Annotated in this window: 21 protein-coding genes and 1 pseudogene; 13 read left to right on the forward strand and 9 right to left on the reverse strand. The window is 72.9% G+C overall.

The window, feature by feature from the left end:
* The first annotated feature begins 6 nt into the window (after positions 1-6).
* The 4 genes from Q1K26_RS01070 to Q1K26_RS01085 all read left to right on the forward strand — a co-directional run bounded on the left by Q1K26_RS01070 (position 7) and on the right by Q1K26_RS01085 (position 5,130).
* On the forward strand, positions 7-639 hold the full coding sequence (locus Q1K26_RS01070) for an MEDS domain-containing protein (RefSeq protein WP_300007104.1): 633 nt from the start codon (positions 7-9) through the stop codon (positions 637-639).
* On the forward strand, positions 636-2,279 hold the full coding sequence (locus tag Q1K26_RS01075) for a helix-turn-helix domain-containing protein (protein WP_300007105.1): 1,644 nt from the start codon (positions 636-638) through the stop codon (positions 2,277-2,279). The genes Q1K26_RS01070 and Q1K26_RS01075 overlap by 4 nt, the downstream gene beginning before the upstream one ends.
* 113 nt (positions 2,280-2,392) lie before the next feature.
* The gene (locus tag Q1K26_RS01080; RefSeq protein ID WP_300007106.1) at positions 2,393-4,660 is read left to right on the forward strand and encodes a molybdopterin-dependent oxidoreductase; all 2,268 of its coding nucleotides are present in this window, start codon (positions 2,393-2,395) and stop codon (positions 4,658-4,660) included.
* Positions 4,660-5,130, forward strand: a complete 471-nt coding sequence (locus Q1K26_RS01085) for a hypothetical protein (protein ID WP_300007107.1) — start codon at positions 4,660-4,662, stop codon at positions 5,128-5,130. The genes Q1K26_RS01080 and Q1K26_RS01085 overlap by 1 nt, the downstream gene beginning before the upstream one ends.
* Positions 5,131-5,296: 166 nt before the next feature.
* Here Q1K26_RS01085 and Q1K26_RS01090 read toward each other — a convergent pair whose 3' ends face one another.
* Positions 5,297-5,548: a hypothetical protein gene (locus Q1K26_RS01090; protein ID WP_300007108.1), complete on the reverse strand. Its 252-nt coding sequence runs from the start codon at positions 5,546-5,548 to the stop codon at positions 5,297-5,299.
* Between the two features lie 286 nt (positions 5,549-5,834).
* Here Q1K26_RS01090 and Q1K26_RS01095 point away from each other — a divergent pair, with 286 nt between their 5' ends.
* Positions 5,835-6,602 carry an SDR family oxidoreductase gene (locus Q1K26_RS01095; RefSeq protein ID WP_300007110.1) on the forward strand — a complete coding sequence of 256 codons (768 nt, stop codon included), beginning with the start codon at positions 5,835-5,837 and terminating at the stop codon, positions 6,600-6,602.
* Positions 6,603-6,761: 159 nt separating this feature from the next.
* Here the strand turns inward: Q1K26_RS01095 and Q1K26_RS28645 are convergent.
* A pseudogene (locus Q1K26_RS28645) lies at positions 6,762-7,223 on the reverse strand (hypothetical protein); the annotation flags it as partial.
* A 118-nt stretch (positions 7,224-7,341) separates the two neighbouring features.
* Between Q1K26_RS28645 and Q1K26_RS01100 the strand changes: the two are divergent.
* From Q1K26_RS01100 to Q1K26_RS01115, 4 genes are read left to right on the forward strand one after another with little or no spacing between them, the layout of a single operon-like run.
* Positions 7,342-8,361, forward strand: a complete 1,020-nt coding sequence (locus Q1K26_RS01100) for an ABC transporter substrate-binding protein (RefSeq protein WP_300007112.1) — start codon at positions 7,342-7,344, stop codon at positions 8,359-8,361.
* Positions 8,358-9,206 carry an ABC transporter permease gene (locus Q1K26_RS01105; RefSeq protein ID WP_300007115.1) on the forward strand — a complete coding sequence of 283 codons (849 nt, stop codon included), beginning with the start codon at positions 8,358-8,360 and terminating at the stop codon, positions 9,204-9,206. Before Q1K26_RS01100 ends, Q1K26_RS01105 begins: the two co-directional genes overlap by 4 nt.
* Positions 9,179-9,922, forward strand: coding sequence for an ABC transporter ATP-binding protein (locus tag Q1K26_RS01110; RefSeq protein ID WP_300007116.1), 744 nt, complete (start codon positions 9,179-9,181; stop codon positions 9,920-9,922). The genes Q1K26_RS01105 and Q1K26_RS01110 overlap by 28 nt, the downstream gene beginning before the upstream one ends.
* Positions 9,915-11,036, forward strand: coding sequence for an epoxide hydrolase family protein (locus tag Q1K26_RS01115; RefSeq protein WP_300007118.1), 1,122 nt, complete (start codon positions 9,915-9,917; stop codon positions 11,034-11,036). The genes Q1K26_RS01110 and Q1K26_RS01115 overlap by 8 nt, the downstream gene beginning before the upstream one ends.
* 161 nt (positions 11,037-11,197) lie before the next feature.
* Here the strand turns inward: Q1K26_RS01115 and Q1K26_RS01120 are convergent, their stop codons facing one another.
* The 5 genes from Q1K26_RS01120 to Q1K26_RS01140 are packed head-to-tail and all read right to left on the reverse strand — an operon-like array spanning position 11,198 to position 15,285.
* Positions 11,198-11,443 (reverse strand): hypothetical protein, encoded by a 246-nt coding sequence (locus Q1K26_RS01120; protein WP_300007119.1) that lies wholly within the window; start codon positions 11,441-11,443, stop codon positions 11,198-11,200.
* Positions 11,444-11,478: 35 nt separating this feature from the next.
* Positions 11,479-12,666 carry an MFS transporter gene (locus Q1K26_RS01125; RefSeq protein WP_363320398.1) on the reverse strand — a complete coding sequence of 396 codons (1,188 nt, stop codon included), beginning with the start codon at positions 12,664-12,666 and terminating at the stop codon, positions 11,479-11,481.
* Between the two features lie 4 nt (positions 12,667-12,670).
* The gene (locus Q1K26_RS01130; protein ID WP_300007121.1) at positions 12,671-13,324 is read right to left on the reverse strand and encodes a ThuA domain-containing protein; all 654 of its coding nucleotides are present in this window, start codon (positions 13,322-13,324) and stop codon (positions 12,671-12,673) included.
* Positions 13,324-14,412 carry a Gfo/Idh/MocA family oxidoreductase gene (locus tag Q1K26_RS01135; protein WP_300007123.1) on the reverse strand — a complete coding sequence of 363 codons (1,089 nt, stop codon included), beginning with the start codon at positions 14,410-14,412 and terminating at the stop codon, positions 13,324-13,326. Before Q1K26_RS01135 ends, Q1K26_RS01130 begins: the two co-directional genes overlap by 1 nt.
* Before the next feature lie 3 nt (positions 14,413-14,415).
* On the reverse strand, positions 14,416-15,285 hold the full coding sequence (locus Q1K26_RS01140; protein WP_300007125.1) for a TIGR03619 family F420-dependent LLM class oxidoreductase: 870 nt from the start codon (positions 15,283-15,285) through the stop codon (positions 14,416-14,418).
* A gap of 152 nt (positions 15,286-15,437) precedes the next feature.
* Between Q1K26_RS01140 and Q1K26_RS01145 the strand changes: the two genes are divergently transcribed.
* A complete protein-coding gene (locus Q1K26_RS01145; protein WP_300007127.1) occupies positions 15,438-16,496 on the forward strand; it encodes a hypothetical protein in 1,059 nt (352 codons plus the stop codon).
* Positions 16,497-16,598: 102 nt separating this feature from the next.
* Here the strand turns inward: Q1K26_RS01145 and Q1K26_RS01150 are convergent, their stop codons facing one another.
* Positions 16,599-18,536 (reverse strand): AMP-binding protein, encoded by a 1,938-nt coding sequence (locus Q1K26_RS01150; RefSeq protein WP_300007129.1) that lies wholly within the window; start codon positions 18,534-18,536, stop codon positions 16,599-16,601.
* Between the two features lie 128 nt (positions 18,537-18,664).
* Here Q1K26_RS01150 and Q1K26_RS01155 point away from each other — a divergent pair, with 128 nt between their 5' ends.
* On the forward strand, positions 18,665-19,600 hold the full coding sequence (locus Q1K26_RS01155) for a 3-carboxyethylcatechol 2,3-dioxygenase (RefSeq protein WP_300007132.1): 936 nt from the start codon (positions 18,665-18,667) through the stop codon (positions 19,598-19,600).
* Between the two features lie 7 nt (positions 19,601-19,607).
* Positions 19,608-21,359 (forward strand): FAD-dependent monooxygenase, encoded by a 1,752-nt coding sequence (locus Q1K26_RS01160; protein ID WP_300007134.1) that lies wholly within the window; start codon positions 19,608-19,610, stop codon positions 21,357-21,359.
* Here the strand turns inward: Q1K26_RS01160 and Q1K26_RS01165 are convergent.
* Positions 21,346-22,113 carry a glucose 1-dehydrogenase gene (locus Q1K26_RS01165; RefSeq protein ID WP_300007136.1) on the reverse strand — a complete coding sequence of 256 codons (768 nt, stop codon included), beginning with the start codon at positions 22,111-22,113 and terminating at the stop codon, positions 21,346-21,348. The two genes, Q1K26_RS01160 and Q1K26_RS01165, sit on opposite strands and share 14 nt — an antisense overlap.
* A gap of 151 nt (positions 22,114-22,264) precedes the next feature.
* Between Q1K26_RS01165 and Q1K26_RS01170 the strand changes: the two genes are divergently transcribed.
* Positions 22,265-22,642, forward strand: coding sequence for a nuclear transport factor 2 family protein (locus Q1K26_RS01170; protein WP_300007138.1), 378 nt, complete (start codon positions 22,265-22,267; stop codon positions 22,640-22,642).
* Positions 22,643-22,835: the final 193 nt, after the last annotated feature.

Below are 22,835 nucleotides of genomic sequence, written 5' to 3' on the forward strand. Positions count from 1 at the left end.
CGGCACATGACGATGACGTCGATGGCCATGGGTCTGCCCGGGGTGAACCTCGCGCCCGGCGACCACATCTGCGCGTTCTACCGCGGGGCCACACAGCGCGACGAGCTGCTGGTGCCCTACCTGCGCGAGGGGCTGCTCGCCGGTGACAAGTGCATCTGCGTCACCGACGACCCCGGCGCGGACGAGACGGTCCGCGCGCTCGCCGAGGAGCTGGACGTGGACGTCTCGCTCGCCACCGGGCAGTTGGAGCCGATGCGCTCGGAGTCGACGTACCTGTCCGGCGGCTACTTCGCCATCGACCGGATGATCGGCTTCTGGGAGGACGCGGTCGGGGGCGCCGTGCGCCGCGACGGTTTCGGCTTCGTCCGTGCCGTCGGCGAGATGACGTGGGCGCTGCGCGACCTGCCCGGCGTCGAGCACCTGCTGGCCTACGAGGCCCGGCTCAACGACTTCCTGCCCCGCTACCCGCAGGTGGTCCTGTGCCTCTACGACCTGGAGAAGTTCTCCAACGGGGAGATCCTGCTCGACATCATGCGGACCCACCCGAAGGTCCTGCTCAGCGGCCAGTTGCTGGACAACCCCTGGTACGTCGAGCCCGACGAGTACCTGGCGACCCACCCGACGGCCGGGCACCCATGACGGTGGCCGACGCCCCTGCCCAGCTCGACCGCGACCTGCTGTCGAGCCTGCGCAGCCTGCTCGTGCTCGGCAAACTGATGACCGAGGGCGCCGACGAGCAGCAGATCCTGGAGCTGGCTGCCACGGCGGCCCCGTCGCTGGCACGGTGCAATGTCGTCGCCGTCGAGCTCGCCGGTCGGTGCGGTGGTCCGTCGAGACAAGCCGTCCCGCCCCGACAGACGGCGCAGCTCGCGCTGGTCGGGGCCACCGGCGGGCGCATCGAGCTGCCCGACACCGGATGGGCATGGGCCTACCCGCTGAGCAGCCTCGCCGGCCACCTGGGTCATCTGCTCATCGGGGCGGCCCGCGAGCCGTCCAACGAGGAGCAGTTCCTGCTCAGGGCGCTGGCCCAGCAGACCGGTGGCGCGCTGGCCAACCGGCGGCTGCACGCCCAGGAGCTGGCCACGGCCGCCGAGCTGTCGGCGCTCAACGAGCGGCTCCAGCACAGCATGAACATCCACACCCGGCTCACCGCGGTCGCGGTGTCGGGCGAGGGCAGCGAGGGCATCGCGCGGGCCGTCCACGAGCTCACCGGGCTGCAGGTGGCGATCGAGGACCGCTACGGGAACCTGCAGGCGTGGGCCGGACCGAACCGGCCCGACCCGTATCCCAAGGACGCCACGGTCCGCCGGGACCAGCTGCTGAGCCGCGCGAAGCGGGAGGCCCGCCCGATCCGGGACGGCGGCCGGGTACTGGCGCTGGCGCACCCCCAGGGCGACGCCCTCGGGGCCATCGTGCTGATCGACCCGCAGCGCACCGCGGGCGAACCGGCGCTGATGGCGCTCGAACACGGCGCCACGATCCTCGCGATGGAGCTGGCCAGGGTGCGTAGCCTCGCCGAGAGCGAGCTGCGGCTGCGCCGCGACCTGGTGGACGAGCTGCTCAACGGCACCGACGAGGACAGCGGCCTCGCGCGCGCCATGGCGCTGGGCTACGACCTGCAACGCCCGCACCGCGTCGTCGTCATCGAGGGCCGGGGCCGCACCCGCGACACCGACACCTTCTTCCAGGCCGTGCGGCGCGCGGCGCGCGACGAACCCGCCGGGACGCTGCTGGTGGCGCGCGGCGCGGACGTGGTGCTGCTCGCCGACTGCGAGGCCGACTGGGAGAGCCTGCGCAAGTCGGTCATGCGCGAGCTGGGTGGTGGCCGGGCCCGGCTCGGCGTCGGCGAGTGCTGCGAGCGGGTGGCCGAGTTCCCCCGCTCCTACCAGCAGGCCAAGCTCGCGCTGCGGCTGCCGGCACAGGCCGAGTGGGACGACCGGGCCATCCGCTTCGACGACCTCGGCGTGTACCGCCTGCTCGTCGGGATCGAGGACCTCGGCGAGGTGGAGCGGTTCGTGCAGCACTGGCTCGGCAAGCTGCTGGACTACGACGAGCAGCGGGGCTCCGAGCTGGTGCGCACCCTGTCGCACTACCTCAAGCTGGGCGGCAGCTACGAGCTCACCGCGAAGGCGCTGATCGTGCACCGCAACACGTTGAAGTACCGGCTGCAGCGGATCCGCCAGATCGGCGGCCTTGACCTGGGGGATCCCGAGACGTGGTTCAACCTGCAGCTGGCGACGCGGGCATGGGCCACGCTCGGCGTGCTGCGCTGCGGCTGATGCGCGCACTTCCCGGCGTCGCGGCGGGCCCGCGCGCGCATCGTGTCTCCCACGCGCGCGCAGCTACGCGCGCGTGCGTCGCAGAACGCGCGCGCCGAAGGGGCTCTGCATAGGTGCCCCCCGGTCACATGTCGCACTGGGGCGCGTTCACCCCTGCCGTGGATGCGCGCGGCGAGGTCGTCTCGGCGCGGGGGTCCGAGCTCGATCCGGCTCCATCGCCGTTGCTCGGCAACCTTGTCGGGTCGCTGCGCCATCGCCTCCGCGTCGCCTCGCCCATGGTGCGCAGGGGCTGGCTGGAGCGCGGCCCCGGGCCCGATCCGCGCCGCGGTGACGAGGCGTTCGTCGCGGTGGGCTGGGACGAGGTCCTCGACCGCCTGTCGGCGGAGCTGCGGAGGGTGTACGGCGGCCGCGGGCCGGAAGCGGTGTTCGGCGGGTCCTACGGCTGGTCGAGCGCCGGGCGGTTCCATCACGCGCAGGGCCAGGTCCACCGGTTCCTCAACTCGCTCGGTGGCTACGTCGCATCGGTCAACACCTACAGCGCGGGCACGTCCGAGGTCCTCCTGCCGCATGTGCTCGGCGCGGGCCCGGAGATCCTGCGGTCGCTGACGAGCTGGCCGCTGCTCGCCGCCCACACCGAGCTGATGGTCTGCTTCGGCGGGGTGCCCGCGAAGAACACCGCCGTTGCGCCGGGGGGCGTCACCCGGCACGACACCGACGGGCACCTGCGGGCGATGGCCGCGCGCGGCGCGGAGTTCGTCCTGATCGGGCCGGACCGCCGGGACCTGCCCGCGCATCTCCCGTCCCGCTGGCTGCCGGCCCGTCCGGGCACCGACACCGCACTCATGCTGGCGCTGTGCCACGTGCTCGTCACCGAGAACCTCCACGACGCCGCCTTCGTCGCGTCGCACTGCACCGGGCTGGACCGGGTGCTGCCCTACCTGACCGGTGCGTCCGACGGCGTCCCGAAGTCGCCACGATGGGCGGCGGCGCTGTGCGGCGTCGAGGCGGACGAGATCACGGCGCTGGCCCGCGCCATGGCGTCGAGGCGGACGATGGTGACCGTCACCTTCTCGCTGCAACGGGCCGAGTTCGGCGAGCAGCCCATCTGGGCCGGCGTGCTGCTGGCTGCGCTGATCGGACAGATCGGGCTCCCGGGTGGCGGCTTCGGCCACGGCTACGGATCGGTTGGTGACAACGGATTTCCCGCCCACAAGAGCCCGTTGCCCACGCTCCCGCAAGGCGTCAACCCGGTGCGCGAATACATCCCGGTCGCCCGGATCGCGGACATGCTCCTCGATCCGGGCGGCGCGTACGAGTACAACGGCGAACGGCGGCGCTACCCGGAGATCGAGCTCGTCTACTGGTGCGGCGGCAACCCGTTCCACCACCACCAGCACCTCGCTCGGCTGCGCGAGGCGTGGCGACGGCCCTCGACGGTCGTCGTCCACGAGCAGTACTGGACGCCGGCTGCCCAGCACGCCGACATCGTGCTGCCCGCAACCGTCACCCTTGAGCGTGACGACATCGGCTCGTCGCGCACCGACCCGTTCCTCACCGCCATGCGCGCCTGCGCCGCGCCGTACGAGCTGGCCAGGGACGACTACGCGACGTTCTCCGATCTCGCCGCGATCCTCGGCACCGAGAAGGCCTATACGGAGGGGCGCAGCGCCGCCGAGTGGCTGCGGCACCTCTACGACGGCTGGCGGGACGGACGGCCGGTCCCCGATTTCGACGCCTTCTGGGCGGCGGGCCGGGTGGACGTCGCGGTGCCGGCGCCGAGCATCCTGCTCGCCGACTTCCGCCGGGATCCTGCCGGCCACCCCCTCGCGACGCCGAGCGGGCGGATCGAGCTGCACTCCGAGGTCGTCGCCTCTTATCGCTATGCGGACTGCCCCGGCCACCCCGCCTGGCTCGAACCCGAGGAATGGCACGGATCAGCCCGCGCGGCGCGGTACCCCCTCGTGCTGCTCGCCAACAATCCCGCGTCCCGGCTGCACAGCCAGCTCGACTTCGGCCCGCACAGCGCGGCGTCCAAGGTGGACGGCCGGGAACCGGTCCGGATCCACCCCCTCGACGCCGGGCGACGCGGCCTCTCCGACGGCGATCTCGTGCGGGTGTTCAACGATCGTGGCGCGTGCGTGGGCGGGGTGGTCGTGGACCCCGACATCGCGGCGGGGGTGGTGCAGATGGCGACCGGGTCGTGGCTGTCCCCCGTCGCCGGGGTCGAGCCCCTCCTGTGCTCGGCAGGCAACGTCAACGTGCTGACCCGCGACACGGGGTCGTCGCGGCTGTCGCAGGGGTGCGCGGGGAGCCGCGCGCTCGTCGAGATCGAGAGGTGGCCAGGCGAGCCGCCCGCCATCGCCGCTGATGAGGATCGGTGATGATCCGCGAGACGTGCGACGTGGGCGACGGCCTCGGCCCGGTTCCGGTGGCCGAGCTTGCCCAGCACGCTGCTGACGTGATGCGCGGCGGTCTTGCGGCTGATGAACAACCGCTGGGCACCAGGTGCATCACCTCCTGCTCGCGCCTCAGCTCGGCGCCGCTGCGCGGGACGCTGCGCCGCGCCACGCCGGGTGACCGCAGCAGGGCAGCGGCCGTGTCGGCAAGCACCGTGGCGCCCACCCGGTCGAACTCCGCCAATGCGGCGCCTGCCTCGGCGATCGCCAGCTGCGGGGAGCTTGGCGCGTGCGCGCGGGCCGAGGCGAGATTCACCTGCCCGGCGTCGAGCGGGAGCCCGAGCCAGGTGAAGATCGCCCATGCGGTGTGGAAGGTGACATGTGGGCTCCGCACTGGCGGCCGGACCCGGTCCTTGGCCTTGATCGCCCATCCGACAGAGAACTCGCCCCGGTGATTGTGATTGAGCGGGTTGATCTTCGTTGTGCCGTTCCGGTGGGCGGGCAGGGCGAGGTAGCCGGCCCGCTGTTCTGCCGGTGGCCCCTGCCAGTCGTCGTGTCGAGATGGGAGTTCAACCAGTGGGGACGGGCGGCGAGGTGAGCCGGGCGAACGCGGCGGCCGGCTCACGGGCCCACGGCACTGCGGCGAACCCGGTCCGCGCGGCCGGCCGCCAGCCCCGCGGCCACCCGCTTGGGCGAGCGGCCGTCACAGACATAGATCAGGCCGCAACCCGCGGCCAGCGCTGCCGAGACCAGCGGGCCACGAACGCGTCGCGTTCGGCGTCCCAACACACCGACATGGTCGGCGACCCGCAGCAGTGCTGACTCGAGCGAGAGCTCGACGTAGCGGTCGGCAGTGTCAGCTTGGATGCTCATCCGGGCGCCCCTTCGTCCGACGGACCCTACCGGCGGCCCCCAAGGGAGATTCGTCTTTGAGGGGACAGGCTCGACCCACGGGTTACTCCGGCCGGGACAAACCCGCGCGACGAGCCCAGGGCGATGCCCGGACCCCACCGTCCCGGGCGGCCTCGTCGGTCACGGTCGAACAGCAGCCGGATCTCTGTCCGGTGCGGACGTGCCTGCCGGCCCGACGCCGGCCATACCGTCCACGGGTGTCCGGCGCCGCGCGAGGCGGCCCTGAGTGGAATCTGGTGGCAGCAGAATGACTGATGCGGAATCGACGGTCTCGACGGATCCCCGGGAGCGGGTTGCGGTCGTCACCGGTGGTGCGTCCGGTATCGGCAGGGCCACCTGCGCCCGGCTCCTCGCCGACGGATTCACCCTGGCCGTGCTCGACCTCGACGGCGACGCGGCGAAGGCCGCGGCGGGCTCCACTGGGCTGGGCCTGGTGGCCGACGTCTCCGACGCCGAGCAGGTCGAGCAGGCCTTCGCGACGATCGTCGCGACCTTCGGCCGGATCGACGTGCTCGTCAACAACGCCGGCATCAGCGGCGGGCCGGCGGCGACGATCTGCCACGAGACGCCGATCGAGGAGTGGGACCGCGTCCACGCGATCAACTCGCGCGGGCCGTTCCTGTGCTCGCGCGCCGCGCTGCCGGTGATGATCGCGCAGGGATCCGGGCACGTGATCACGACGGCATCGATCGCGGGCCAGGTCGTGTTCCCCGCCCGCTGCGCCTACACGGCGTCCAAGGGCGCCGCGCTGATGTTCGCGAAGTCGCTCGGGGTCGACTACGCCCACGCCGGGATCCGCTCCAACGCCGTCTGTCCCGGGTTCGTGCAGACCCCGATGACACAGTGGCGCCTCGACGTCCCCGAGCTGCGCGAGAAGGTGGAGGGGGCCATCCCGATCGGCCGCGTCGCGCAGCCCGAGGACCTCGCCGACGCCATCGCGCTGCTGGCCTCCGACCGCCTGAGCTACATGACGGGCGCCGCGCTGGTCGTCGACGGCGGGTGGACGGCCCTCTGAATCTCCACTCGGCACGGTAGGAGCCGGCCGCGGGAAGCAGGTCCGACTGCTGCCTCCCGCGGCCGCACTGCTCAGCTCCCGGAGAGGATCCCCCGGGCGATCCGCGTTCCTTCGACCAGCGCGTCGAGCTTGCGCGCCGCGTGCTCGCGCTTGAGGGTTGAGCAGCCCGCAGTCGGTGCTGACCGCGATCCGCTCCGCAGGCACGTACTGTGCCGCCTCCACGAGCCGGTCGGCAACGGCGCGCGGGTCCTCGATCACCATCGACTTCACGTCGATGACGCCGAGGCCGAGGCTCATGTGCGCGGGCAGGTCCTTCAGGTGCCGCAGGTCCCCGCTGCCGCGTCGCATCGTCTCGATGTGGATCTGGTCGACGTCGGCCGCGAAGGCGAACGGGAACATGTCCTGGCCGCGCGGTCCCCCGACGCCGGGGTTGCCGCCCTGGTTGCCGTAGCAGATGCGCCAGATGCGGTGCGCGTCCACGCCCTCGAACGCGGTGTTGAGCACCTCGATGAACCACGCCTCCTCGCCGTAGTAGGTGAGCGGCTCATGGATCTGGATCCAGTCCACGCCCCGCGCGACGAGGTCCTTGAACTCCGCGTTGATCACCTTGGCGAGCGCCATCGTTCGTCCGGACCGGACAGGCGCAACCCGTCGATTCGGCTCGTTAGGGCAATGCGACCCGCTGTGACGGTGCGATATCCATGGTTGGTTCGAGTCACCTGTATCCAGGGGAGCCTCCGTGAACACACGTCCACCACGACGCCGGCCGACGACGTGGGCCCTGTTCGTGTCGCTCCTCGCCCTGCTGGTCTCGACGACCGCGTGCGGCGACGGCGACGCCGGCGGCCGCTCCGCGACCACGATCGTCGTCGGGTCCCCGTGCAAGACCTGTCTCAAGACCCTGCTCACGGCGTCCAGGGAGATCGAGGGCACGCCCTACGCGCTCGAGTTCGCCGACTTCGACTCCGCGCCGCCGCTGATCGAGGCGATGAAGGCGGGCCGGGTGGACGTGGCGTGGGGTGGCGAGGTCCCGGTGTTCTTCGGGATCTCCAACGGGGCCCCGGTCGTCCTCCTCGCGGGCGGGCGCAGCTCGGCGACGGGACAGAGCCGCATCCTCGTCAAGGAGGACTCGCCGATCCGCACCGTGGCCGACCTGCGAGGCAAGAAGATCGCGATGCCGCTGTACACGGTCCCGCACTACCCGCTGGCCGTGGCGCTGCAGGAGGCCGGCCTCGCCTGGTCCGACGTCGAGGTCGTCAACCTGAACACCACCGACGGGCTCGCCGCGTTCAACGCGGGGAGCGTCGACGCCTTCGTGGTGTGGGACCCGAACGCCGCCGTCGTCGAGACCGAGCACGGCGGGCGCACGCTCCAGCCGCTCGGGGACGTGATCAACCCCGACAGCGCCTACTACGCGGCGGCAGGGGCCGTGCAGGACCCGGCGAAACGAGCGGCGATCGAGGACCTCACCGGGCGGGTGGTGCGCGCGTTCGCCTGGGTGGGCGAGCACAAGGCCGAGTGGGCGGGGCAGGTCACCGAGCTGACCGGCGTACCCGCGGCCGCCGCCGGCCTTGCCGCCGACCGCCAGGACTGGCAGCTCGTGCCCGTCGACGACGGCGTGCGCGCCACCTGGCAGCAGGAGGTCGACTTCTTCGCGCAGCTGGGTCAGATCACGGCGCCGTTCCCGGTGGCGGAGCGCGTGGTCCCCGGGTTCGACACGGTCGTCGCCGGCGCGCTCGCGACGCTCGACCGCGGATGAGAGACCTCGCGTCCGGCACCGTGCGGGTGGGATCGCCGGCCGCCGGTCCGCACCGCGTGACCGCGCAGGCCCAGGGGCGGAACGGGCCCCCGCGCGGGGCGCGGAAGCTCCTGGGACTGGTGCTCCTGCTCGGCGTCTGGGCGCTGGGTTCGGCGCAGGGGTGGATCCCGGAGGCCGCGATCCCGGGACCCTGGGTGATCGTCGCGTCGTTCGCGGACCTCGTCGCCGACCGGACGCTGCCGGAGGCGATGCTGATCTCCCTGCAGCGGGTGGCGATCGGTCTCGCGATCGGCCTGGTGATCGGCGTCGGGCTCGCCGTCGCGACGGGCTTGTCCCGCTTCGCGGAGGACCTCTTCGACGCGCCGATGCAGATGCTGCGCACGATCCCGTGGCCCGGGCTGATCCCGCTGCTGATCATCTGGTTCGGCATCGACGAGGCCCCGAAGGTCGCCCTCGTCGCGTTCGCGGTGACGTTCCCGCTCTACCTCAACGTCTACGCCGGGATCCGCACCGTGGACATGACGCTCGTGGAGGCGGCCCGGACGCTGGGCCTGGGGCGGGCGGCCCTGATCCGGCACGTGATGCTGCCGGGGGCGCTGCCCAGCGCCCTCGTCGGGCTGCGCTGGGCGCTCGGTTCGGCCTGGCTGGCGCTGGTGTTCAGCGAGACCGTGAACGCCCAGGCCGGCATCGGTTACCTCATCACGCTGGCCCGGGAGTCGTACCGGACCGACGTCATCATCGTCGGGCTCGTCGTCTACGCCTTCCTCGGCCTGGCGGCGGACGTGATCGTCCGAGGATTGGAACGGTGGCTCCTGTCATGGCAGCAGGCCTTCAGCGGGACCTGACCGTGTCCGGTGACGCGGCGGAGCCGGCGGCCGAGGTCCACGGGCTCCACCGGCGCTTCGGCGACCGGGCGGTCATCGACGGGCTGCACCTGCGGATCGCGCGCGGCGAGTTCGTGGCGCTGCTCGGCGAGAGCGGCTGTGGCAAGAGCACGCTGCTGCGCATCCTGGCCGGTCTCGACCCCGAGATCGACGGTGACGTCCTGGTCACCCCGCGCCGGGCCGTCGCCTTCCAGTCCCCGCGCCTGCTGCCGTGGAAGACAGTGTGGCGCAACGTGATCCTCGGGATGCCGCGGGAAGCCGGGCGCCGTCGGGCGGAGGCCGCGCTGGCCGAGGTCGGGCTCGCACACCTCGCGGACGCCTGGCCGCGGACGCTGTCCGGTGGCGAGGCGCAGCGGGTGTCGCTGGCCAGGGCGCTGGTACGGGAACCCGACCTGCTGCTACTGGACGAGCCGTTCGGCGCGCTCGACGCGCTGACCCGCCTGACGGCGCAGCGCCTGGTGGCCGACCTGTGGGCGCGGCACGGCCCGGCCGTCCTGCTGGTCACCCACGACGTCGGGGAGGCGCTGCTGCTCGGCGACCGGGTGCTGGTGATGGCGGGTGGGACGATCGCGCACGAGGTGCGGATCGATGTGCCACGGCCGCGGGACGTCGCCCATCCCGAACTGCTCGCGCTACGGACGCGGCTGCTCGCCGAACTGGGGGTGGGAGATGGGTGAGACCCGGGACTTCCGTGTCGACCCCTTCCGTATCGATGTGGCCGACGAGGTGCTCGACGACCTGCGGCGGCGGTTGCGGGCCACCCGCTGGCCCGACCGTGAACCGGTCGACGACTGGAGCCACGGCACCCCGCTGGGCTACCTGCAGGAGTTCTGCGCCTACTGGGCCGACGGGTACGACTGGCGGGCCCGCGAGGCGGCCCTCAACCGCTTCGACCAGTTCACCACCCCGATCGACGGCATCGACATCCACTTCGTACACGCCCGGTCCGAGGCGCCCGGCGCGCTGCCGCTGCTGCTGACGCACGGCTGGCCGGGATCGGTCACCGAGTTCGCGCGGGTGATCGAGCCGCTGCGCGAGACGTTCCACGTCGTGTGCCCGTCGCTGCCGGGGTTCGGGTTCTCCGGCAAGCCCCCGAAGACGGGCTGGGGCGTGGAGCGGATCGCGGACGCCTGGGCCGCGCTGATGGATCGGCTGGGCTACCCGCGCTTCGGCGCCCACGGCGGGGACTGGGGCGCGTTCGTCACCTCGGCGCTGGGCGAACGCCACCCCGGCCGGCTCGCGGGCATCCACCTCACCATGCCGATCGCACCGCCCGATCCGGCCGACCTGGCCGATCCCGACCGCCTCGACGCCGCGGCCCGGGAGGCCCTCGACGCCCGCCGCCGGTACGACGCGGACGAGATCGGCTACTCGATCCTGCAGAGCACCCGGCCGCAGACCGTCGGCTACGGCCTGACCGACTCCCCCGCCGGGCAGGCGGCATGGATCCTGGAGAAGTACCGGAGCTGGTCGGACTGCGACGGCCACCCGGAGAACGCGATCGGCCGCGACGAGCTGATCGACAACGTGATGCTCTACTGGGTCACCGCCTCGGCCACCTCGTCGGCCCGGCTCTACCGGGAGAGCTTCCGGAAGGTGACGCCCGGCCCGGTGCGCGTGCCCACCGCGGTCGCGGCCTTCCCGAAGGAGATCATCAAGACCACGCGACGCTGGGCCGCGCGCCGCTACGACCTCGTGCGCTGGACCGACATGCCCCGCGGCGGGCACTTCGCCGCCCTGGAGCAGCCGGAGCTGCTGGTCACCGACCTCCGGGAGTTCTTCGCCGCGTGAGATGGCAACCAGCGCGATCCAGCGGCCGCCCGACAGCCCTGGTGGCCATCTCACGGTCCGGGGGCGGAGGGGATCGTGACGCGGCGCGCACCCGAGGCCGTGTGCTCCCGGATCGCGTCGAGGGCACCGCGGTCGAACCGGTCCGCGAGCCGGGCCAGCGGTCACCGGAGCCGGCGGTGCACGAGCGTCACCTTGCCCCGCACCAGGCGGGTAGCGTCGATCACCGTCGAGGAACGCGCCCGGTTGATCGCCTCGACGATCTCGTGGCTGTCGGGATGGGCCCACCAGCTGCCCCGGATCGGTCCGCCCGCGACGAGCTCGGCCAGGCTCGCGGTCGGGCCGCGGGCCGACTGCAGGACGGCGCCGCGCCGGCGGACCGCGGCGACGGGATCGATGGGTGCGAGCACAGCACACCTGCGGACCCGGCACCAGTGCGGCGTGCTCAGCGCCGCGCGTACCGGGACCGGGCCCCAGCGGCCACGGCCGTCAGCGGCGCGGCCAGCACCATCGCGATCAGGAAGATCGCCCCGAAGGCGTGCCGGTCGGCCAGCGGCGCGACGAGCGCCGTGCCGGCCGCGCCCCCGACGAACAGCGCCGCCACGAACAGCGACACCGCGGTCGCCCGCGCGGTGGGCACCACGTCGGTGGCCCAGCTCTGCATCGTGGAGTGGAAGAACGCCCAGCCGAGGCCGAGCAGCACCCCGGCGCCCAGCACGGTGCCGACCCCGATCCCGAACGCCAGCACGGCCCAGCCGAGCAGGATCGAGATCCCGCCGATCGCGAGCAGCCGGGCCGCCGTCAGCCGCCCGACCAGCACCTTCACCACCTGCGCCCCGCCCAGCACCCCGACGCCGAAGACGCCGGCCACCGCGCCGGCGACCCCGACCGCCACCCCGGTGGACTGCAGAGCGGGCGCGAGGTAGACGAACGCCCCCACCAGGACGACGCCCTCGACGGCCGCCACCGCGAGCACGACGAGGGCCCACGGTGTGGTGAGCACGCGGCGCAGGAGCCGTGCCGGACGCTCGGCCGAGCGCTGCCCGACCGGTTCGGGCAGGCGGCGCAACGCCACCCACAACCCGGCGCCCGCCAGCGCGGCCACTGCGAACGCCGCGCGCCAGGTGCTGAACTGGGCGAGCAGGCCGGCGCCCAGCGTGCCGCCGGTGGTGCCGAGCGAGGTCGCCGCCAGCACGTCGCTCAACGGCCGCTGCCGGTCCGCCGCGGGCCAGGAGTCCCCGACGTAGACCAGCGCGGCCGGGATCACCGCGGAGAAGCAGCCCCCGGTCACGCCGCGGGTGACCGCCAACGTGCCGAGGTCCGGGGCCGCCGCCGAGGCGAGCCCGGCGACAGCGGCCCCGAGCAGGCCCAGCCGCATCGTGGCGACGCGGCCCCGCGCTCGCTCAGCAGACCCCAGACCGGCTGCGTGAGCCCGTAGGCCAGGTAGTACCCACCCGCCGCGGCCGCCACCGAGCCCAGCGACACCCGCATGTCGGCGGCGATCACCAGCAGCAACGGCGCCATCGCGAAGCGGTCGTAGCTGCTGACGAAGGGAGGCGAGGGCGAGCGTGCGCAGGGCGGACCGGCCGGGCACCGTCGCCGGCGGCGTGCTCCCGCCGGACGCGGACCCCACCCGCCTACGTCCGGTCTCCCGCGGCGGCCCACACCAGGCCGCGCCGCAGGATCGTGCGCATCTGCGGCACGTCGAACTCCGACACGAAGTGCCCCAGCGAGGAGAAGAAGACCCGGCCGGATCCGTGGCGCCGCTTCCACACCACGGGCATGACCACCCCGTCGATCCACGGCGCGTGCTCGCCGGTGAACGTGGTGGTCGCCAGCACCTCGTTCGACGGGTCGACGTGCATGTAGTACTGCTCGGAGCGGTACGGGAAGTCCCCGATCCCGGCCATGACGGGGTCGTCCGGGGCCGTCACGGTGACCGTGTAGTCGATGATCCCACCGGGGTGGGCGACGAACTGTCCGCCGCAGACGAACTGGTAGCGGGTGGCCGCGCGGAAGGCGTCGCAGAGGCAGCCGTGGTAGCCGCCCAGGCCCACACCGCCCTCGACCGCCCGGCAGAGGTTGTCCAGCTCCTCGGGTTCGATCGTCGACATCGTGTGCACCGGGACGATCAGGCTGAGCACATCGAGGGCCGGGTCGGCCAGCGCCTCGGTGCCCTCCTCGACCCGGACGCCGAACCCCTCCTCGGCCAGCATCCCGGCCACGATGTGCGCCCCGCGCTCCGGTTCGTGGCCGCTCCACCCGCCCCAGACGATCAGCGCCTCCCGCATCACACCTCCAGCCGGTCCGGGTCCATCACGGCCGGTCGCTCGACCCGGCTGACGATGTCGACGTGGGTACCGGACTCCGACGAGCGGCCGAACGCCTCCAGCACCTCCAGCACGTGCAACGCCAGCGCGCCGCTCGCCCTGTGCGGCCGCCCCGACCGCAGCGCGTAAGCGAGGTCGGCGACGCCGATGCCGCGGTGGTCGCCGTCGGTGAAGCCGTGCTCGGTCGGGACCTCGTGCCAGTCGTCGGCTGCGGCGGCCAGCTCGATGCGGCCGCCGAACCGGTTCGGGTCCGGCACAGCCAGCGCGCCGTCGGTCCCGTACAGCTCGATCGGCCGGTGCCGGTGGCGGGCGACGTCGAAGCTCATCACGACCGTGACGACGGCCCCGGAGACGAACTCGCACGTGCCGGCCACGTGCGTCGCCACCTCCACCGGCACCGTCGAGCCCGCCAGCGGCCCGCTCATGACCTGCCGGGTGTCCCGCGCCCTCGCTGTCACGCCGGCCACGCGCCGCACCGGGCCGAGCAGGTTCACCAGATCGGTGACGTAGTACGGCCCCATGTCGAGCATCGGGCCGCCGCCCCGCTGGTAGTAGAAGCCGGGGTTCGGGTGCCAGCGCTCGTGACCGGGCCCCATCCAGAACGCCGTGCCCGCGAGCGGGCGGCCGATCGCCCCGGCGTCCAGGAGCATCCGGGCGGTCTGGTGCCCGCCGCCGAGGAACGTGTCGGGGGCACAGCCGAGCCGGACCCCCGCCGCCTCCGCCGCCTCGACGAGCTTCCGCGCCTGGGCCACCTCGACGCCCAACGGCTTCTCCGAGTGGACGTGCTTGCCGGCCGCGACGGCGCGCAGCCCCACCTCGACGTGGGCGGCGGGCACCGTCAGATTGACGATGATCTCGATCGCCGGGTCGGCCAGCAGGTCCTCGACGCTCCGCGCCGGCACGCCGAACTCCGTGCCACGGGCCCGCGCCGCCGCCGGCTCCCGGTCGGCGACGGCGCGCACGTCGAGGATCGGGAACGACCGGGCCGCGGTGAGGTAGGCGGCGCTGATGAACCCGCAGCCGATGACGCCGACGCCGACGCGGTCCACGGCTCAGCGCTCCCCGATCGGGCGGCCGGCGGTCAGGTGGCCCGCGACCAGGGCGGCGAGCCGGTCCAGCTCGGGCACGACCTCGGCCGGGCCCCCGGTGGGCAGCCAGAACAGGCACCGCTCGACGCCGAGCCCGGCCAGCACGTCGAGCGTCGCCGCGTCGGGGGGCGCACCGAACACGGTCACCGACGGCCGGGGCACGTCCCGCTCGGCGGCGAGGCGGCCCAGCTCGCGCAGCTGCGCCCCGAACGCCGCCGTGTCGCCGCGCCACAGCGGGATCCAGCCGTCGCCGTAGTCGAGGACCCGGCGCAGCGTGCCCGGCGAGTTGCCACCGACCAGCACCGGCGGACAGGGCTTCTGGACGGGCTTGGGCCACTGCCAGAGCGGGTCGAGGTCGACGAGCGCACCGTGGAACTCCGCGACGTCGTTGCCCCAGATCTGGCGCATGGCGAGGACGCGCTCCCGCAGCAGCGTCCAGCGGGTGCGCGGGTCGGTGCCGTGGTGGCGCATCTCCTCGAGGTTCCAGCCCCCGCCGACGCCGAGCAGCACGCGGCCGCCGGAGAGCACGTCGAGGGTGGCCACCTCCTTGGCCAGCAGGATCGGGTCGCGCTGCGCGACGAGCGCCACGCCGGTCCCGAGCCGCAGCGATCCGGTGACGGCCGCCACCGCGGCGAGCGCGACGAACGGGTCGAGCGTGCTCTTGTACTCCCGCGGCAACTCTGCGCCGCCCCGCCACGGGCTGAGCCTGCTCGTGGGGATGTGCGTGTGCTCGGGCAGGAACAGCGATTCGAAGCCGCGCTCCTCGGTGGCGCGGCCGATATCGGTGACGTCCATCCCGTCGCCGGTTGCGAAGATCGCGACACCGAACCTCATGCTGGGCAGCCTCGCCCACGATCAGGTGCGTCCGCACTGACCGAGCAGGACAGGATCCGGCGGCCGGTTCGTACGCGCGAGGCGACGCGGCGTGCGGCGCCGAATCCTACGCTCGGCCATTCGCTGGGCCACGCCGAGACAGGAGCACAAAAATGGTACGCGTCGGCACCGAGGACATTCTCTTCCCCACCGCCATCATCGGCTCCTATCCGCGGGCACCTTTCCTGCACGGAAAGGTACTCGGCGAGTTCGAGGAGCCCGACTTCGTCGACTTCGACAAGCGCACGCTCTACGAGATGGCCGTCTCGCAGGCCGTGCTGGAGCAGGAGCGGGCCGGCGTCGACATCGTCAGCGACGGCCAGCAGTACCAGGAGTTCGACACCGACTACGAGTACCACCAGCACTTCCAGTTCGTGCCGCACCGCGCTGCCGGTTTCAAGCGCTACGGCGAGCCGATTGTCGTCGAGCTCTACAAGATGTTCCACGCCCCGACCGTGGTCGGGGACATCAAATGGGTGCGGCCGATGCTGCGGCCGGTGCTCGACACCGTCAAGCAATGGGCCACCAAGCCGGTGAAGCTCGGCATCATCGGGCCGCTGACCCAGTCGGTCGCGGTCACCGACCACTACTACCAGGACCCGAAGAAGATGGCCATGGCGATGGCCGAGGTCTACAACGACGAGCTGCGCGACCTGTCCCGCCGGGGCTGCGACCAGTTCACCCTGCACGAGCCGTGGCCCTACTTCGAACCGGAGCCCTGGCACCTCGAGGTGTGGCGGCGAACCCTCGAAGGTGTCGACGCGTACACGGTCTGGCACATCTGCTACGGCAACCAGGGCGGCAACCCCGGGGTGCTCGCCGACAAGGGCAAGGACATGTTCCCGCTCGGCTTCGACGCCGGGTTCGACCAGATCGAGATCGAGTGCAAGCGCCGCCAGTTCGCCGACCTGCCCGCGCTCAAGGGCTTCCCGAAGGACCTCGATCTCGGCGTGGGGTTGATCGACGTCAAGTCCTCGGTGACCGAGACGCCGGAGGAGGTCGCCGACGACATCATGCGGGTCCTCGACAGCGGCGTGGTCGACCCGGAACGGCTCAGCGTCACGATGGACTGCGGCCTGGGCAACATAAAGCGGGTGCCGGCCCGCAAGAAGGTCGAGGCCATGGTGCAGGGCGCCGCGCTGGCCCGCACGCGCCTGGAGGGCCGCGGCTAGCGCGCGCTGCGCTGGTGACCGGCACGGCACACAGTTTCGGGGGTCCGCACATGGCAGAACCTGTGTGCGGTCACTCCGAACTGTGTGCGGTCGGCGGCATCGTCAGCGGGCGTTTCGGATCGCGTCCAGCGTCGTCTCGTCCTCCAGGGACGACAGGTCTCCGGGGTCCGTTCCGCCCGCGACCGCCTGCACCGCACGGCGCATCACCTTCGCCGACCGCGTCTTCGGCAGGGCCGTCACGAACCGCAGCGCCCCCGGGCGGAACGGGCTCCCCAGCCGCTCGACGACGAGGTCGAGGAGCTCCTTCCGCAGGGCCTCGTCGGCCGGGCGATCCGGGTGGATCACGCAGAAGCACCACAGGGCCTGGCCCTTGAGCTCGTCGTCCATGCCCACGGCGGCCGCCTCGACGACGGCGTCGTGGGCGGTGAGCACCGACTCGACCTCGGCCGGCCCCAGCCGCTTGCCGGCGACGTTGATCGTGTCGTCGGAGCGGCCGAGCACGTACCAGTGGCCGTCGGCGTCGCGTCGGGCCCAGTCGCCGTGGAACCAGACGCCGGGGAAGCGGCTCCAGTAGGTCTCCAGGTACCGCTCCCGGTCGTTCCAGAAGCCGCGCGTCATGGCGGGCCACGGCTGCTTGCACACCAGGTGCCCGACCTCGCCCGGACCGACGGGGTGCCCGTCGTCGTCCCAGATGTCGACGTCCATGCCGAGCGCGGGACCTTGCAGGCTCACGGGCCGCATCGGCGCCACCGGGTGCGGGGACAGGAAGCAGGCGCCGACCTCCGTACCCCCGGATATGTTGATCACCGGGCAGCGGCCGCCGCCGATCGTCTCCGCGAGCCAGCGGTGGGAGTCGGGGTCGATCGGCTCCCCCGTCGAGCACAGCACCCGCAGCGTGGAGAGATCGTGCCCGCCGGGCCAGGAGTCGCCGTGGGCGCGCAGCGCGCGCAGCAGGGTCGGTGAGAGCCCGAGCATCGTGACGCCCTGGCCCTCGACGAGTCGCCACAGCCGGTCGGGCGCGGGGTGGTCCGGGGCGCCCTCGTACAGCACGAGTGTCGCGCCGAGGGCGAGCACCGCCGTGGCCTGCCACGGCCCCACGATCCAGCCCATGTCCGTCACCCAGTGCACGCGGTCCTCGGCGTGCACGTCGAGCTGGTAGGCGTACTCCTCGACAGCCTTGACGAGGAACCCGCCGTGCACGTGCACCACGCCCTTCGGGCGGCCCGTCGTCCCGGAGGTGTAGGCGATCAGCAGCGGCGCCTCGGGGTCCAGCGGGACGGGCGCCCGCGGCACCCCGTACGCGACGACGTCGTGCCACCACAGGTCTCGGCCGGCGCGCCACGGCACGGGCACGTCGAGGCACTGCACCACGAGCACGGTGTGTGCACCTGCGGAGTCGGCTGCGGCGTCGGCGAGCTGCTTCATCGGGTGTTCCTTGCCGCGGCGCCGCACGCCGTCGGCAGTGACCAGCACCCGGGCGCCCGCGTCTCGCAATCGGGTCGCCACCGCGTCCGCGGCGAACCCGCTGAAGATCGGCACCGTGACCAGCCCGAGCGAGGCGCACGCCAGGAACGTCACGACCGCCTCGGGGATCATCGGCAGGTACAGCCCGACCCGGTCACCGGCCCGCAACCCGAGGGCGTGCAGGCCACCGGCGAGGCGCTGCACCAGGCCGTCCAGCTCCCGGTAGGTGAGCCGGCGGCTGGTGCCGTCCTCGCCCTCCCAGTCCACGGCGGGGTGGTCGGCCCGGTCCCCGTGGGCGTGCCGGTGGACGCCGGCGTGCGCGACGTTCACCAGGCCGCCGGTGAACCACCGGGCCCACTCCGGGCCCGCGGACACGTCGAGGATCGTCTCCGGCGGCCGGACGAACGCGATGGACAGGTCGTCGATCACGGCCCGCCAGAACGCGGCCGGATCCTCGACCGACCGCGCGTGCAGCTCCCCGATGGTCGCCGCCCCGAACCGGCGCATCAGGCGGGTCACGTTCGCGTGCTCGACGGCCGCGGCCGACGGCTCCCAGCAGGCGTCCTCGATGCTCACGACCGCCGAGAGTAAGCAGGTCGGTGGCCGTTCACCTGGTCCCGGACGGACGAAGCGCGGGCCCGGTCTCCTCCCGCCGAGGGGAGTTCCCCACGGCGGGCCGGGGAAATACTCGACGGGTGACGGCCATGGCCCTGTGTACGGTGTCCCACTCGCCGCTGATGGGTGTGAACGACCCGGGCGACGAGGTGACCGCCGCGGTCGAGCAGGCGTTCGCGGCGGCCCGGCGGTTCATCGGCGGGTTCGATCCCGAGCTGGTGCTGCTGCTCGGGCCGGACCACTACAACGGCTTCTTCCACGACCTGATGCCGCCGTTCTGCCTGGGCACCGGCGCCACCTCGGTCGGGGACTGGGGCACCGCGGCCGGCCCGCTGCCGGTGGACCGGGACGCCGCCATGTCGCTGCTGCGCGGGGTGCTGGCCGAGGGCATCGACCTGGCCTGCTCGGAGCGGATGCACGTCGACCACGGGTTCGCGCAGCCGCTGGAGATCCTCTTCGGCCGCATCGACGCGGTGCCGCTCGTCCCGGTGTTCGTCAACTCCGTCGCCGAGCCCCTCGGCCCGGTCTCGCGCTCACGGATGCTCGGCGCGGCGCTCGGCCGCGCGGCTGCAGGCCTGGGGCGCAGGGTGCTGGTGATCGGGTCAGGTGGCCTGTCGCACGACCCACCCGTGCCGCGGCTGGAGGGGGCCCAGCCCGAGGTGGCCGAGCGGCTGATCGCCGGGCGCAACCCGACGCGGGAACAGCGGGAGGTCCGCCAGCAGAGCGTCTCCGCCGCGGGGCGGGACTTCGCCGCCGGCACGACCACGCTCACCCCGCTCAACCCGGACTGGGACCGGCGGTTGATGGGCCTGCTCGCCGAAGCCGGCTGGGCGGAGATCGACAGCTGGTCGAACGAGGACGTCACGGCCCACGCCGGCCGTTCCGGCCACGAGGTCCGCACCTGGATCGCCGCGTACGCCGCCCTCGGCGCGGTCGGCCCGTACCGGGTCGAGACGTCGTTCTATCGCCCGATCCCGGAGTGGATCGCCGGTTTCGGCGTCACCACTGCGGCGCTGACCGGCTGAGGAAGCGATGACCGACTTCGAGACCGACGTCCTCGTCGTGGGGACGGGGCCGACCGGGTCCGCCGCGGCGCTGGCCCTGGCCACCTACGGCGTCCGCGTCCATGCGGTCACCCGGTCGAGCTGGCTCGCCCCCACGCCCCGCGCGCACATCACCAACCAGCGCACGGTCGAGGTGCTGCGTGATCTCGGTGTGGAGGAGGAGGCGACGCGGTACGCCACCCCGTGGGGGCTCATGGGCGACACACCGTTCGCCACGAGCCTCGCGGGCGAGGAGATCGCACGGCTGCGCACGTGGGGCACCGGTGAGGACCGGCACGGGGAGTACGTCCAGGGCAGCCCGTGCCCCCTGTTGGACATCCCCCAGACCTATCTGGAACCCGTGCTCCTGGGGAACGCCGCCGCGCGCGGCGCCACGGTCGCGTTCGACACCGAGTACCTCGCGCACACCCAGGACGGGGCCGGGGTGACCGTCGACCTGCGCGACAGCCTGTCCGGGCGGGAGTACCGCGTCCGGGCCCGGTACCTCATCGGAGCCGACGGTGCCCGGTCACGGATCGTGGCCGACCTCGGCCTCGAACTGGAGGGCCATCTCGCCCGCGCCGGTACCGCCTACGTGCTGTTCCACGCCGACCTGCGCCGCCATGTCGAGCACCGGCCCAGCATCCTGTACTGGATCATGACCCCCGGCACCAGCGTCGGCGAGATCGGCATGGGCATCCTGCGCGCCGTGCGGCCGTGGCACACCTGGATCGCCGGCTGGGGCTACGACCTCGCGGCCGGCGAGCCGGACCTCGCGGAGGACGCGGTCACGGCCAAGATTCGCGCCATGGTCGGCGACCCCGGCCTGGAGGTCGACGTCGCGGCCACGTCGACCTGGTACGTCAACCAGGCCTGCGCCACCTCCTACTCCTCGGGCCGGGTCTTCTGCGGCGGCGACGCCGTCCACCGTCACCCGCCGAGCAGCGGCCTGGGCTCCAACACGTCCATCCAGGACGCGTTCAACCTCGCCTGGAAGCTCGCGTACGTGATCCAGGGCCGCGCCCACGAGTCGCTGCTGGACTCCTACTCGCTCGAACGCGTGCCGGTCGGGCAACAGGTGGTGGCCCGCGCGAACCAGTCCCGCCTGGACTACGGCCCGCTCAACGAGTGCTTCCGCACCACCGGCGAGGCGGACCCCGTCGCCGCGGGCCTCGCGAAGCTCCGTGACCCGGGCCCCGCGGGCGTCGCCGTCCGGGAAGCCCTGGCCGAGGCGCTGGAGCTGAAGAACTACGAGTTCAACGCCCAGGGCGTCGAGCTCAACCAGCGCTACGCGTCCGGGGCCGTCCTCGCCGACCCCGATGCCGGCGAGGAGCACTGGCCGCGTGACCGGCAGCTCCACCTGCAGCCCAGCACCCGGCCGGGGGCGAAGCTCCCGCACTGCTGGCTGGTCGACCGGAACGGGCACCGGGTCTCGACCCTCGACCTCGTGGGCAGGGGCAGGTTCTGCCTCGTCACCGGCCTCGCCGGCGGCGCCTGGGCGCATGCGGTGCGGAAGCTCGCCCTGCCGTTCCTGAGCAGCGTGGTCATCGGCAGTGGCGGGGCCGCCGACCCGTACTGCGACTGGGCGCGGATCCGGGAGATCCACGAGGCCGGCGCGCTGCTCGTCCGCCCCGACGGCCACGTCGCCTGGCGGCACGGCGAGGCGATGTGGGACGAGGACGAGGCGCTACACCTGGTCGAGAACGCGCTCTGTCGTGTTCTCGGGACTACCGCGCCGTGACGCCCCCGTCGGCCGTCACGATCGAGCCGGTCAGGAACGCCGACTCGTCGCTCGCGAGGAACAGGGCAAGCGCGGCGATGTCCTCGACCTGCCCCACCCGGCCGAGCGGGTAGTTCGGAAGGGTCGCGACCATGCCGGCACCGACGTCACCGCGGCCGCGGCGGCCCAGCACCAGGTCCAGCATCGGGGTGTGGACCGCGCCGGGGCAGATGGCGTTGACCCGGATCCCCCGCGGCGCCAGGTCGACGGCCATCGACCGGGTCAGCGCGACCACCGCGCCCTTCGACGCGGTGTAGGCCGCGAGGTCGCGCACGCCGATCAGCGCGACGACCGACGCCTGGTTCACGACCGCGCCGCCGGCCGGCAGGTGCGGGACGGCGGCGCGCGAGCACAGGAACACGCCCCGCGCGTTCACCGCGAGGCAGCGGTCCCAGTCCTCCTCCACCCCGTCGACGACGGAACCCGCGACGTCGATCGCGGCGTTGTTGTAGAGCACGTCGAGCCGCCCGAGCTCGCCCACGGTCCGCGTGACCGCCGCGTCGACCTCGGCGGCCACCGTCACGTCCGCCGCGACCGCGACGGCCTCACCGCCGGCCGCGACGATCCGGGTCGCGGTGCGCCCGGCCGCGTCGCCGTCGACGTCGAGCACCGCCACCGCGGCACCCTCGGCCGCGAACAGCTCCGCCGCAGCGAGCCCGATGCCGGATCCGGCGCCGGTGACCAGCGCGACCCTGCCCGCCAACCTGCCTTCCACAGCGCCAGGGTAGGAAGCGCCGGAACCCGTCGTCTTCGTCCCGCGGGGAGAAATCGGCCAGGCAGGACTGCCCCGCCCACCCGATGCCGGGAGCCGACCCGGTGGGCGAGGCTGCCCGGCGACGGGAATCCGATGAGGCGGAGGACAACGCATGCACGCCAACGAGAAGGTGCTCAGGGTGGCGCTGGACGCCATCGCCGCGGGCGATGCGGCCGCGTTCGCCGACGTGGCGGCGGACGACCTGGTGGTGCACGTCCCCGGCCGCAGCAGGCTCGCGGGTGACCTGCACGGGCGGGGCGTGTTCGGGGCGAGGGTGCGGGAGCTGACCGGTGGCACCCTGACCATCGAGGCTCACGACGTCCTGGGCTCCGACGCGCACGCCGTCGGGATCTACACGATGCGGGTGGAATGCGCGGACCGGCGCCTGGAATGGCGCCACATGAACGTCTACCACATTCGGGACGGCAAGATCGTCGAGGTCTGGCAGAACCCGTTCGAGCAGGATGCGTTCGACGACTTCTTCGCCTGATCGGAAAGCGCCGGGCGGATGTTTTCACCGGCGCACATGGGCCCTCTCGGGGCCAATGAGCCTTTCCCAGTAGCGGGGCCGGGCGGCTCGGGCGACACGCCGAGGGTGCGGAGATGATCAGATTGGGTGCGGGACCTCGGTAGAAGAGACGGTCCGCCAAAGATCGACTCTCACCGAGGTCCCGCGTGTCCGA

The organism is Pseudonocardia sp. (assembly GCF_029263155.1).
Taxonomy (GTDB): Bacteria; Actinomycetota; Actinomycetes; order Mycobacteriales; family Pseudonocardiaceae; genus Pseudonocardia.